The sequence below is a fragment of the Collinsella aerofaciens genome, assembly GCF_005844325.1.
GTDB classification, from domain to species: Bacteria; Actinomycetota; Coriobacteriia; order Coriobacteriales; family Coriobacteriaceae; genus Collinsella; species Collinsella aerofaciens_G.
In genome coordinates this window covers 22,121-35,081 of record NZ_SPFY01000007.1, presented here as the reverse complement: position 1 = coordinate 35,081, position 12,961 = coordinate 22,121, and the positions used below count along the sequence as shown (strand labels likewise).

General features: G+C 59.4%; 8 protein-coding genes. 4 read left to right on the top strand and 4 right to left on the bottom strand.

What is annotated here, in order from left to right:
- The first annotated feature begins 14 nt into the window (after positions 1–14).
- The 4 genes from FGQ61_RS03710 to FGQ61_RS03695 all read left to right on the top strand — a co-directional run bounded on the left by FGQ61_RS03710 (position 15) and on the right by FGQ61_RS03695 (position 6,326).
- Positions 15–800, top strand: coding sequence for an ABC transporter ATP-binding protein (locus FGQ61_RS03710; protein ID WP_138374606.1), 786 nt, complete (start codon positions 15–17; stop codon positions 798–800).
- Positions 790–3,012 (top strand): ABC transporter permease, encoded by a 2,223-nt coding sequence (locus FGQ61_RS03705; RefSeq protein ID WP_138374605.1) that lies wholly within the window; start codon positions 790–792, stop codon positions 3,010–3,012. Before FGQ61_RS03710 ends, FGQ61_RS03705 begins: the two co-directional genes overlap by 11 nt.
- Before the next feature lie 309 nt (positions 3,013–3,321).
- Complete coding sequence (locus tag FGQ61_RS03700; protein ID WP_006234849.1) at positions 3,322–4,752, top strand: APC family permease; 1,431 nt, start codon at positions 3,322–3,324, stop codon at positions 4,750–4,752.
- Between the two features lie 368 nt (positions 4,753–5,120).
- Positions 5,121–6,326: an agmatine deiminase family protein gene (locus FGQ61_RS03695; protein ID WP_138113277.1), complete on the top strand. Its 1,206-nt coding sequence runs from the start codon at positions 5,121–5,123 to the stop codon at positions 6,324–6,326.
- Between the two features lie 333 nt (positions 6,327–6,659).
- On the opposite strand, the gene FGQ61_RS03690 is transcribed toward FGQ61_RS03695, so the two are convergent.
- The 4 genes from FGQ61_RS03690 to FGQ61_RS03675 all read right to left on the bottom strand — a co-directional run bounded on the left by FGQ61_RS03690 (position 6,660) and on the right by FGQ61_RS03675 (position 12,941).
- On the bottom strand, positions 6,660–7,691 hold the full coding sequence (locus tag FGQ61_RS03690; protein WP_006234851.1) for a 3-deoxy-7-phosphoheptulonate synthase: 1,032 nt from the start codon (positions 7,689–7,691) through the stop codon (positions 6,660–6,662).
- A gap of 581 nt (positions 7,692–8,272) precedes the next feature.
- Entirely contained in the window at positions 8,273–10,129 is a 1,857-nt protein-coding gene (locus FGQ61_RS03685) for an ABC transporter ATP-binding protein (protein WP_138113275.1), read from the bottom strand.
- The gene (locus FGQ61_RS03680; RefSeq protein WP_138113273.1) at positions 10,129–12,495 is read right to left on the bottom strand and encodes an ABC transporter ATP-binding protein; all 2,367 of its coding nucleotides are present in this window, start codon (positions 12,493–12,495) and stop codon (positions 10,129–10,131) included. Before FGQ61_RS03680 ends, FGQ61_RS03685 begins: the two co-directional genes overlap by 1 nt.
- Positions 12,492–12,941: a MarR family winged helix-turn-helix transcriptional regulator gene (locus FGQ61_RS03675; protein WP_022093916.1), complete on the bottom strand. Its 450-nt coding sequence runs from the start codon at positions 12,939–12,941 to the stop codon at positions 12,492–12,494. Before FGQ61_RS03675 ends, FGQ61_RS03680 begins: the two co-directional genes overlap by 4 nt.
- Between the last annotated feature and the right edge of the window lie 20 nt (positions 12,942–12,961).

Below are 12,961 nucleotides of genomic sequence, written 5' to 3'. Positions count from 1 at the left end.
AGAAAGGACTCGGTATGCAAACCACGCACATGGCGACCCCGGTACTGGAGGTCGCGCATCTCGAAAAGGTATATGGAGCGCTGGGCAACGTGACCCGCGCGCTCAACGACGTCAGCTTTACCGTCAACCGCGCCGAATTCGTTGGCATCATGGGCGCCTCGGGCTCGGGCAAGTCGACGTTGCTCAACTGCGTCTCGACCATCGATAGCGCCACGAGCGGCACCATCCGCATCAACGGCCAGGACGTGACGCGTATGAAGCAGGCTAAGCTTTCGCAGTTCCGCCGCGAGGAGCTCGGCTTTATCTTCCAGGACTCCAACCTGCTCGATACGCTCACGGCACGCGAGAACATCGCCCTGCCGCTCACCATCGCCCGCACAAACTCGGCAGAGATCTCAACCCGCGTGCAGGATGTAGCCGCGCGTCTGTCTATCAGTCAGGTTCTCGACAAGTATCCCTACCAGATGTCCGGCGGTCAGCAGCAGCGCGTTGCCGCGGCTCGCGCGCTCGTCACCGACCCCACCATGATTATGGCCGACGAGCCCACCGGCGCCCTCGATTCCAAGAGCGCTCGCCTGCTGCTCGAGAGCCTGGAGGCCCTCAATCGCCGCCTGCGCGCCACCGTGCTCATGGTCACGCACGACAGCTTTGCCGCCAGCTACACGAGCCGTGTGCTGTTTATCCGCGACGGCAAGATCTTCACCGAGCTGCGCCGCGGCGACACCGACCGCCGAGAGTTCTTCGACCGCATTATGGAGGTCGTTGCCATGATGGGCGGTGAGGGCTCCGATGCTCTGTAAACTCGCTTGGGGCAACGTCCGCCGCGCCGGTCGCGACTACCTTGTCTACCTTTTGACGCTCACCCTGGGCGTCACGGTCTTCTATGCTTTTAACACCATCTCGATGCAGGTCGACATCGCCGGAATCGATGAAGAGGGCTTGGCGCAGGTAATGGGCAGCATGCTCGGCGACCTGACGTACTTTTTGGCCGGTGTCATGGCCTTTTTGATGGTGTATGCCAATAACTTCATCATGAAACGCCGCAAGAAGGAGTTTGGCCTGTACCAGGTGCTCGGCATGGGGCGTGGGCGCGTCGCCACGATCATGGCGCTCGAGACCGTGATAGTGTCGGTCGTGGCCTTTGTCGCCGGCATTGTGCTGGGTGTGGGACTCTCCCAGCTCATGACGTTCTTTACGGCCTCGCTCTTTAAGACACAGATCGCCAATTTCCACTTCTTTTTCTCGGTGCATGCGTTCAATCTGACCCTTGCCTGCATGCTCGTAATGTTCGTGCTCACGCTACTGTTGAACCTTCGCGCCGTGCGTCGTACCAAACTCATCGAGCTTATGGGTGCCGAGCGTCGCAACGAGAGCATCAAGACACGCAACCCCTGGATCTCGATTGCCATCTTTACCGTGGGCGTGGCGCTTGTGGGCGTGGCCTATTACCGTCTGCTACGTGATGGGTTCCCGCTAACCGCGACGGACAGCAAGCTGCAAGAGGCCATGACCCAGTTTGGTATTACGACCGCTATGGTTACCGTGGGCACCTTTGCCCTGTTCTGGGGACTCTCGGGCATGCTCATCAAGCTGCTGCAGAGCCTGCGCGGCGTGTATTGGCGCGGCCTCAACATGTTTACCGTGCGCCAGCTTGCGGCCAAGGTCAACACGGTGTGCTTTTCGATGGGCGTCATCGCGATGCTCCTGTTTTTGGCCATCACCTCGGTGACGTGCGGTATGTCGATTGCCAACGTGATGAACGAGAATCTGGAGCGCTATAATCCGGCCGACATGTCGCAGAGGTATGTCTATTACACGCCCGATACGCTCGACTTCTACAAAGAGTCTTTCAATCCGTCTGAGGCCGATCGAATGGTGCTGGCCGATAGTACGGTCGATTTGTACTCCGCATGGCACGGCGATCCATGGCACGGCGATCGTAAGGGCAAGTCGGCGGACAACAACGACGAGACCGGCAAGAAGGTCAATATTGCCGATGTTGCCGGTGAGCATGTGCAGATCGATTCGTATCTGAGTTACCCGCTTGGCGGTTCGGATCCTTCGGTGACTCCAAGTGAAATGTGCAAGGCCATGGGCGAAAAGCTTCCCAAGGCGTTCGGGGGTAGCAATGCCGATACGATGGGTCTGTTTGTGACGCCGGCGAGCCAGTACAACAAACTGCGTCAGATGATGGGCGAGGAGCCGGTGCACATCGGTCACGACCAGTATCTGCTCACGTGTGATATGGGCGGCGAGCTGGTCGACCTGTACACCAAGTATATGGCTGGCGGCCATGCCCTTACCTTGGGCGGGCATACGCTCAAGCCCGCAACCGATAAGTCGGACGAAGATACGGCGGCCATCGCCAACTCGGCGATGGGCAGTAATCCGGGTACCGTCGTCGTTGCCGACGAGCTGTTGTCCCAGCTTAATCTGCAGCCGTATTCCAGTAGCCTGCTCGTTAACTACAAACAGGGGATGGATACAACCGAGGCAGACGAGAGCATTAAATACACTGTGCTCGACAATCTGCTCGTTGACGGCAAGGAGTCGGGGTCGTGGGGAACCTTCATCACACGCTCCGAGATGTACACGCAAGCAGCGCAAATGAACGGTCTTATTAGCTACCTAGCCATTTACATCGGCTTTGTATTGGTCGTTGCATGCGCGGCGATTCTGTCGATCCAGCAACTCTCCAACGTGGCCGACGGCAGCCGCAGCTATCGTGTGCTGGCACAGATCGGCTGTGACGACCGCCAGATTCGCCATTCGGTGATGGCGCAGCAAGCGGTATTCTTCCTGTTCCCGCTGGCAGTGGGCCTGGCGCACTCCTTTGTGGCACTTAAGGTGATCATCGAGCTGGTGAGCATATTCGGAAATATGAGCATCGGTGGCACCGTGGGCCTCACCTGTGCAATCTTCCTGGCAGCCTACGGCGGCTACTTCCTGGTGACCTACCTCATGAGCACCGGCATGGTGCGAGCCGCCATCGCCACCCGCTACAGCGAGTAACTCGTTCAGCTTGGAATTATCGTAGGTTGACCATAGGTCAGCGAAAACGCCCCTAAGCGAGCAAGGTGACGTGAAAGAGGAGGGAAGCGTACTTCGGTACGCGACCGACGATTGAACGTCAGATTGCCGCTTAGGGGCGTTTGCAGCGTCGAGCCGTTACGCGGTTTGGTAAAACCGCGTAACTTCATCGTAGAAGCACGCTTGCGGGCGGCGGATGCTCGTCTCCTGTCGCCCGCTCACCGAGGCCCGGCAATTGCCTTAATATCTTAAGGACCTCGATTTGTCCAAGACTGAGCGAAGGAGCTCATCATGAGCGACGGAAAGAAAAAGCTTTCCTTCTTGACGGTCATCTCGACCATCATCTGCGTCGTCTTCGTTTGCGAGGCCGCCGCACCTGCTGCTGCCATTGGCAACCAGCAGTTCTTCTGGTGGATCTTCCTGATTCTGACCTTCCTGCTCCCTTATGGCATGGTCGTTGCCGAGCTCGGCACTACCTATGACGGTGAGGGTGGCATTTACGACTGGGTACGCGATGGCCTGGGCGACAAGTGGGGCGCCCGCATTTCGTACTACTACTGGGTTAACTACCCGCTGTGGATTGCCTCGCTGGCCACTATGTTCCCGGACATTTTGGGCATGGTCTTTGGCGTCGAGTTCAATCTGATTGCCAAGATTGGTATCGACCTTGCCTTTGTGTGGATCGTCTATCTTATGGGTCGCTCCAAGGCTGCCGACTCCGAGTGGGTCCTGAACGGCGGCGCCATCATCAAGGTTGCCGTTGCCGTTATCGTCGGCGCTTTGGGCATCTGGTACGCCATGGAGAACGGCTTTGCGAACGATATGTCCGCTGCCACCTTCTTGCCCGAGCTCACCAACACCAACGCGCTTGGCTACCTGTCGATCATCATCTTTAACTTCATGGGCTTCGAGGTCATCTGCACCATGACCGACGATATGGCCGATCCCGCTCGCGATATCCCCAAGGCTATCATCGTCGGCGGCCTGTCCATCGCCGTGATCTACTTGTTCGCTGGCTTTGGCATCGGCGCTGCTGTGTCGGCCGATTCCATCGATCCCGACTACGGCATGATCTACGCTGTCCAGACTATTGTGGGCGATTCCATGATCTTTAAGGTCATCTGCATCGCCTTCCTGATCACGCTGTTCGCCAACATGGCTGCCTGGTCCTTCGGCGTCAACTCCGTCGCTCGCTATGCTGCCGAGCATGGCAACATGCCCAAGGTCTTCGCCTCGATGATCTCGGATGACGACATGCCCAACGGCGCCAACCTGGTCAACGCCATCGTTGCCTCCCTGGTGCTGTGCCTGCAGCTGGTTCCCATCGACGCCATCTCCAACGGTGTCTTCTGGATGCTCTTCGGTACCTCCGTTGTCTTCCTGCTGCTGACCTACATCCCGATGTTCCCGGCATTCCTCAACCTTCGTAAGAACGACCCCAACCGTGAGCGTATCTTTACGTTCCCGTTTAAGGGCGCCATGATGAAGGTCATGCTGGCTATTCCCTGCATTGAGCTGATTCTGGCTATCGTTGCAACGCTGATTCCGTTCTCTGTCGATGAGATTGGCGATAAGGTCCCGATGATCGTCATCTTCATCGTGCTCTTGCTTATTGGCGAGGTTGTCCGCGTCGTCAGTGCTAAGGGCCGCGAGACCGAGTACAAGGGTCTCACTCCCGAGCTGGCTGCTCAGCGCCTCGCTGAGGAGTCCGAGGAGGACTAGAGCACCCGGATTCGGGGCTCCAACCTTCCTCGCGTACCAACGTACGCTTCGTCGGGCTTGTCGCTCCCGACTCGGGACGCTCTAGCCTCTTCGGAGGCGTGCCCAAGCAACAGGTTTGCTAACCTTTCTCTGAGGTGGGTGTGAGCTATTGCTCCGGTAACCACCGCCCGCCCCAATCTCTCTTCCGTATCCTTCGTGCGTTTTGTCTCCGCGCACCGGGTTACGTCGTCGCTTGCCGGTGCGACATCCGTGAAAACCGGTGCCAGGCGCCCCGACCTTTGCCGGGGAATGGGCGCCTACCATCTCTTGGTTTTAGGCTGAGGGTAACCCGCCCGCAGCAAGCGATCGTTCGATTTGGAGGAAATCTTATGCGTACGATCACCGAGTCCGAGTCCACCCCTAAGGCCGACGGCTTCTTTATGCCCGCTGAGTTCGCTCCGCAGGATCGCGTGTGGATGGGTTGGCCCCACCGCACCGACACCTGGGCCCACGGCGCCAAGCCGGCTCAGAAGCAGTATGCCGCCATCGCTCGCGCCATCGCCGAGTTCACCCCGGTCACCATGTGCGCAAACCAGGCCGACTACGCCAACTGCAAGGCCGCCTTTGAGGAAGACGAGAACGTCACCGTTATCGAGATGACCACCGACGACGCTTGGTTCCGCGACACCGCTGCCACTTTTGTTATCAATGGCAAGGGCGATAAGCGCGCCAACCACTGGCACTTCAACGCCTACGGCGGCCTCGTCGACGGCCTCTATTTCCCGTGGGACAAGGACGAGCAGATTGCCCTTAAGATGGCTGAGCTTTCCGGCTGCCGTCGCTATCGTCCCGATGACATGATCCTCGAGGGCGGCTCCATTACCGTCGACGGCGAAGGCACCGTGGTCGTGACCGACCAGTGCCTGCTTTCCCCGGGCCGCACCTGCTCTGCGGTTCTGGAGGAGGAAGAGGATCCCGAGTCCATCTGGCCCAAGTTCCACAAGAAGTTTGAGCCCTGGAGTGAGGAACTTCGCGCCTATATGGACGAGCACCTCAAGGATTACCTGGGTGTCGAGAAGGTCATCTGGGTTAAGGAGGGCATCGACCCCGAGGAGACCAACGGCCACATCGATGATGTCGCTACGTTCATCGCTCCGGGCGTCATGGCCTGCATCTGGACCGACGATCCCGAGTATCCGTTCTACGAGCAATGCCATGCTGTCTACGAGACCCTTTCCAACGCCGTTGACGCCAAGGGCCGCAAGATGAAGGTCTACAAGCTCTGCATGCCTGTGAACCCGCTGTTCATGGACCAGGCTTCCTGCGACACCATCGACGCCGACGAGAACGCCGAGCCGCGCGTTGCCAACGAGCCGCTGATCGCCTCCTACATGAACTACCTGGTCACCAACCACGGCGTTATCGTCCCGCAGTACGGCGACGAGAACGATCAGCTTGCCGTTGACACGCTCCAGAAGATCTACGACGAGGTCTGGGGCGAGGGCGTCTACAAGTGCGTCGGCGTTCAGTCCGAGCAGGTCGTCTTCGGTGGCGGAAATATCCACTGCATTACGCAGCAGGAGCCCTCGGCGTAACTGTCTGTCTTCCCGAGGCACGGCACCTTGCCCTTCAATCGTCGGGCATGACCCTTAAGGTCTATGCCCTCCTCTTTCGCGGGAATCTGCCGCACCTCGGAAACCCAGCCGATCAATCGGACCGACGTAGCTAGCTATCGCATTAGTCATTGGTGCCAACCCTGGCAACAATGCAGGTCGAAAAACGTCAGCGAAAACCCGCCAGAGCGAGCAAGGTGCCTTGAAACGAGGCGGCATTGATCTTTTGATCATGCCGCCGAAGTTGAAAGGCAGATTGCCGTTCTGGCGGGTTTGCAGCGTCGAGCCGTTACGCGGTTTGGTAAAACCGCGTAGCTAAATACGTTCCGCGATCTCGTGGATGAGGTAGTCGGTCTTTTCCCAGCCCAGGCACGGGTCGGTGATCGACTTGCCAAAGACGCCGCCGTCGACCGGCTGGTTGCCGTCCTCCAGGTAGGACTCGATCATAAAGCCCTTGACCAGCTTGGAGATGGATTCGTTGCGGCGGCAGCTGTCGAGCACCTCCTTGCAAATGCGATACTGCTCCAGCGGACGCTTGCCCGAGTTGTCATGGTTGCAGTCGATGACCGCTGCCGGATTGGCATAGCCGGCATGCTCGGTATAGCGTTCGGCCAAGCGTTCCAGGTGTTCGTAGTGGTAGTTGGGGTAGGTGCGCCCATCGAGACCGATGTAGCCACGCATAACGGCGTGTGCGAGCGGATTGCCGTCGCACTCGACCTCCCAGTTGCGGAAGATGAAGCTCTGGTGCGCCTGGGCGGCGTAAATGGAGTTGAGCATAACGGTGGTAGAGCCGGCAGTGGGATTCTTCATGCCGACGGGTACCGAAATGCCGCTCGACACCAGGCGATGCTCTTGGTTCTCGACCGAGCGTGCGCCCACGGCAACATAGCTCAGCAGGTCAACGAGGTATTGGTAGTTGGACGGGTAGAGCATCTCATCGGCGGTAAAGAAGCCGGTCTCCTCGATGACGCGCAGGTGCATGTGGCGGATGGCCTTGACGCCCTCGAGCAGGTCGTCGGGAGCCTCGGGGTTGGGGTTGTGCAGAAGACCCTTGTAGCCGGTGCCCTTGGTGCGCGGCTTATTGGTGTAGACGCGCGGAATGATGATGAGCTTGTCCTTGACCTCCTCGGCGGTCTTGGCCAGTCGGTTCATGTACTCAAGCACCGAATCCTCGCGGTCGGCAGAGCACGGGCCGATGATGAGCACCTTGCGTGCGTCCTCGCCGGTAAAGACTTTGGCGACCTCGGCGTCAAATGCCTGCTTTTTGGCGGTAAGCTCGGCAGAAAGCGGCATTTCCTCGCGGATCTCCATGGGGATCGGCAGCCTGCGTTTGAATTCCATGGCCATAGGGGCCTCCTCAATCTATAGAAAGAGCAATAAGCGTATTGTCGAGTGTTCGGCATTATCCGCTGTCGCACGCTAAAGTGCAAGCCCTTGTCACCCCGAAACCGACCAAAAAGGGACAGGTTTATTTTGGTCGGTTTTATCTGGGCAAACGTCGGCGGATGCCGGGAGGGAGCGGCGCCGCGCGGGACCCTAAGGCTGTTGTCGGTTCCCTAGGAAATACCCTGTGGGCAAAAAATGCCAAATATGAGTACGGTTGCTATCTTAGTATCATATTGCCTTCGCAAAATAATAGACATAACAGCAAAATATGTTCATTAACGCAAACACATATAAGTCCGCTATGGTGTTGTTTGATCAATTTAGGGACGCGTGTAAGCCGTGGGAGCGGCATTTGAGGCGGTTTTGGCTGTTACTAAAAAGGTAACAGTACTCATATTTGCCCTTTTTTGCCCACGGGGTCTGGAAAGCGCCGTCAGTGAGGTCTCAGGGAAGGCGTTTCGAGGCTCGAAGGACACAAAACGGGGGTGCAGGTTGTCCTGCGCCCCCGTTTTCTTGGCATTGCGGTTGTTTGCCGCCGGTTTTTACGCCGCTTCGTCGAACTGCGAGTTGTACAGGTCGGCGTAGAAGCCGCCCTGGGCGAGCAGCTCGTCGTGCGTGCCCTTCTCGACGATGTCGCCGTCGCGAATCACCAAGATCACGTCGGCGTTGCGGATCGTGGACAGGCGGTGCGCGATGACAAAGCTGGTGCGGCCCTGCATCAGCGCATCCATGGCGCGCTGAATAAGCTCCTCGGTACGGGTATCGACGTTGGAAGTCGCCTCGTCCAGAATCAGTGCCGGGCGGTCGGCCAAAATGGCACGGGCGATGGTCACGAGCTGGCGCTGACCCTGCGACAGGTTGGTGCCCTCCTCGTTGATCATAAAGTCGTAGCCACCGGCGAGCGTATGAATAAAGTGGTCGCAGCGTGCGGCGCGCGCAGCGGCCTCGACCTCGGCATCGCTCGCGTCGGGGCGTCCGTAGCGGATGTTCTCGCGGATGGTGCCGTTAAACAGCCAGGTGTCCTGCAGCACCATGGCAAACTCGCCGCGCAGTGCCGCGCGGTCCCAGTCGCGCACATCGACGCCCTCGACACGCAGCGAGCCGCCGTCCACGTCGTAGAAGCGCTGCAGCAGCTTAATGAGCGTGGTCTTGCCGGCGCCGGTGGGGCCGACGATGGCGATGGTCTGGCCGGGCTGCGCCTCGCAGCTAAAGTCGTGGATGATGGTCTTGTCGGGCGTGTAGCCAAACTTCACATGGTCAAACTCCACGTGGCCGGGGCGCTTCTCAGGGATCTGCGCGTCGGCCTTCTGCTCCTCCTCGGGTGCGGCCAAAAACTCAAACACACGCTCGGTGGCAGCTGCCATCGACTGCATCGTGTTGCTCACGTTGCCCAGCTGCTGCACGGGTTGCGTAAAGTTGCGCACGTACTGGATAAAGCTCTGGATGTCGCCGGGCGTGGCATTGCCGGTCAGCGCGAGCTGCGCGCCCACCACGACAACGCCCACGTAACCCATGTTGCCCACCAGGCTCATAAGCGGCATCATCAGGCCCGACAGGAACTGCGAACGCCAGCCACTAATAAACAGGCGGTCGTTTTGACGGTCGAACTCCTCGATTGAGACCTCGGCGCGGTCGAACACCTGAATGACGTTTTGACCGGCAAAGTCCTCCTCGATAATGCCGTTGACGGCGCCCAGAACCTGCTGTTGCTCGCGGAAGTACGGCTGCGAGAAGTGAATCATTACGGTCAGGATAATCGCGGCTGCCGGCAGCGTGAGCACGGTGACGCCGGTGAGCGGCAGGCTGATCGAAAGCATCATGACGAGCACGCCGATAATCTGCGTTACCGACGTGATGAGCTGCGTCACGCTCTGGTTGAGCGACTGACCCAGCGTATCGACGTCGTTGGTGATGCGGCTGAGTACGTCTCCCTTGCTGTGGCCGTTGAAGTAACTCATCGGCACGACGGCAATCTTGGCGGCGATTTCCTTGCGCATGCGGTAGCAGATCTTTTGCGTGACGCCGGTCATGAGCCAGCCCTGGACCAGGCTGCAGACAGAGCTCGCCAGATACAGGCAGAGCAAAAAGCCGAGCGTCTTGGCGATCCAGTCAAAGTCAACGTCGCCGGTGCCGTTGACCTTGGCGACCAGGCCTTCGAACAGCTTGGTCGTAACCTGGCCGAGCACCTTGGGTCCCACAATGTTAAAGATGACCGAGCACACGGCAAAGGCGACGGCGGCAAACACGGCAATCTTGTGCTGGCCGATATAGCCGAGCAGCTGCCTCATGGTGCCCTTAAAGTCCTTGGCCTTTTCGCCGCGACGCATGCCGCCCATGCGGCCCATGGGTCCACGCTGACGGGTGGGCTTGGGAATTTGGGTCTTGGTCTCGTCTGCCATTAGTGCTCGCCTCCTTCCGTAACGGCTGCAATTTCTTCTTGGGTAAGCCCCAGCTCCTCGGCGGAAAGCTGCGACTGTGCGATTTCCAGGTACGCCGGGCAGCTGCGCAGTAGCTCCTCGTGCGTGCCGGTGCCCACTACGTGACCGTCGTCGAGTACGATGATCTGGTCGGCGTGCATGATGGTCGCGATGCGTTGTGCCACGACCACGAGCGCGGCGTCGGTGACGTTTTTGGCCAGCTCCTCGCGCAGGCGCGCGTCGGTCTTGTAGTCAAGCGCGCTAAACGAGTCGTCGAACACCACGACCTCGGGCTTTTTGGCCAGGGCGCGGGCGATGGCCAGACGCTGGCGCTGACCGCCCGAAACATTGGAGCCACCCTGGCTGATGGGGGAGTCGTAACCGCCCTCGCGCTCGGCGATAAAGTCCTCGGCCTGGGCGATGCGCGCGGCCTGGTGCATGTCATCGTCGCTTACCATGTCGCCGGCAAACTTGAGGTTGCTCTTGACAGTGCCCGAGAACAGGCGACCCTGCTGCGGGATGTAACCAATGCGGCGGCGCAGTTCGGAAAGGGTCATGTCGCGCACGTCGATGCCGTCGAGCGAAATGCTGCCGCCCGTGACGTCGTACAGGCGCGGAATCAACTGCACGAGCGTGGACTTGCCCGAGCCCGTGGAGCCAATGATGCCGAGCATCTGACCGGCATGCGTGGTGAAGTTCACGCCGCTGATGACGTCGGCACGGGCATCGGGATACTGGAAGCTCACGTCGCGGAAGGTGAGCTCACCGCGCGGCGCGCTGGCCGCGGGCAGTTTGGGCGAGACAGGGTCGTTGATGCTCGTGGGGCAGGTGATGACCTCTTCCACGCGCTCGGCTGCGACCTCGGCACGGGGCAGAATGACCGACACCATGGTGAGGATCATAAACGCCATGACGATCTGCATGGTGTAGGAGATAAACGCCATCATGTTGCCGACCTGCATCACGCCGTCGGACACGCCCTGCGCGCCAAACCAGACGATAAGCACGGTGATGCAGTTCATGACAAGCATCATGAGCGGCATCATAAAGCTCATGGCGCGGTTGGTGTAGAGCTGCGTGGTCATCAGGTCGAGCGAAGCCTTGTCAAAACGCTCGAGCTCATGTTCCTCGCGGTTGAACGAGCGGATGGGCATAAGGCCGTCGAGCAGCTCGCGGGCGGTAAGGTTCACGCGGTCCACAAAGCTCTGCATCTTTTTGAACTTGGGCATGGTGAGGCCCATGAGCACGCCGACAACGGCCGAAACCGCGATGATGGCCACGGCGATGGTCCACTCCAGGCCGGTGTGGTTGGCCAGGACGCGCATAACGGCGACGATGCCCATGACGGGGGCCATCAGGCACATGCGGATAAACAGGGTTGCGGCCATCTGGATCTGCTGAATGTCGTTGGTGCAGCGGGTGATGAGCGAGGCCTGGCTAAACTTGCCCACCTCGGCCGGCGAGAAGTGCATTACCTTGTTGAAGGTCTCGCGGCGCAGGTCGCGGGCGATGGAGCAGGCGGTGCGCGAAGCCACGGCACCGGTCAGGATGGTGGCGACGAGCGAGATCAGGCACAGACCAAACATCGTGGTCGCCATGCGGCCCAGGTAGGCGTTCTGCACGTCGGCGGGGTCGATGCCCTGCGCCTTGTACTCGTCTTGCACATAGCTCACGGCGCGTTGGGTCACGATGGAGCCCGACATGGAGCCCATTTTATCCGCCATTTCGTTGGCGCCCTCGACGAGCTTGCTTTGGTCTACCAGACCGCCCTCGACACCCAGGCGCAGGCTCTTCATGGTGATCTTACCGCCGTCGGCATCAATCTGCTTTTGCATGTTCTGCGCCGCTGCGGCCTTCTGCTGCATCTCGGCGAGCTGCTCGGGCGTCATCGCCGCCATCTGCTCGGGGGTGGGCATGGCCTGGGCGGCGTCGCTGTCTTTTTCGCCGGACGTGCCGGTCATGTCGCCCATGGAGTCGGCGTCAATGCCCTGGTTGAACGAAAGTACGACAGTCTCGGGCAGGCTCATAATGTCGGCAATCTTGCCTCCATCGGCACGCTCTTCCTCGGTGCCCTTGTACGCTCGAATGCCGTTTTTGCCAGCCTTGCTAAACACGGCCTCCACAGCCTTGGCGTCCTTGGCGCTCATAAAGAGTTCGAGGTCGTCGAGCGATTCGGCGCGAATGGTGTCGGGCACGGGCGAGGCAATACCGCCTTGCTGCACGCCCACGTCGACGATGTCGCTCATATAGGTAGGCAGCGCCAGATCGGCGTTGCAGCTGATTACGATGAGTACGATAGCTGCGAGTAGTGCCAGGATATGCTTTTTAAAGAGCTTGAGAATCCTCACTCGGCATCTCTCCTTTCTTGATTGCGGTCGATAATTTCGTTGGCACGTCTTAGAAGGCGCACCATCTCTTGGGTATCTGTTTCGCCGAGCTGCTCGAGGAAGGCCGCGGTGCGGTCCTCGAATTCCCGGCGTTTGATTTCGATGACCTGGAATCCCTTGTCGGTCACCGTGACGTGTACGCGACGACGGTCGGTCTTTGAGTGCTCGCGCTCGACCCAACCCTTGGCCTCGAGGGCGCGCAGGATATTGGCGATACGGGCGCTCGAAACCCAGGCACGATCGGCGAGTTCGCTCGGTGTGAGTGAGCCGCCGGCGCGCATGAGGGCGCGCATGACGGCCATCTCGCCGCCGAGAGCTTTGTCCGCAAAGCGCGAAATTCGCTGATGCATGCTGCCAAACTCAGTTAAGAGCTGACGCCCAAGCTCATGGAAATCGGTATCTTCCATCGAAAACCCCTAACACTAGA

What these genes read in the sequence shown, in the direction of transcription:
- FGQ61_RS03710 (WP_138374606.1), top strand. Translation starts at nt 15, where the DNA reads ATGCAAACCACGCACATGGCGACCCCGGTACTGGAGGTCGCGCATCTC.
- FGQ61_RS03695 (WP_138113277.1), top strand. Translation starts at nt 5,121, where the DNA reads ATGCGTACGATCACCGAGTCCGAGTCCACCCCTAAGGCCGACGGCTTC.
- FGQ61_RS03705 (WP_138374605.1), top strand. Translation starts at nt 790, where the DNA reads ATGCTCTGTAAACTCGCTTGGGGCAACGTCCGCCGCGCCGGTCGCGAC.
- FGQ61_RS03700 (WP_006234849.1), top strand. Translation starts at nt 3,322, where the DNA reads ATGAGCGACGGAAAGAAAAAGCTTTCCTTCTTGACGGTCATCTCGACC.
- FGQ61_RS03675 (WP_022093916.1), bottom strand. Translation starts at nt 12,941, where the DNA reads ATGGAAGATACCGATTTCCATGAGCTTGGGCGTCAGCTCTTAACTGAG.
- FGQ61_RS03685 (WP_138113275.1), bottom strand. Translation starts at nt 10,129, where the DNA reads ATGGCAGACGAGACCAAGACCCAAATTCCCAAGCCCACCCGTCAGCGT.
- FGQ61_RS03690 (WP_006234851.1), bottom strand. Translation starts at nt 7,691, where the DNA reads ATGGCCATGGAATTCAAACGCAGGCTGCCGATCCCCATGGAGATCCGC.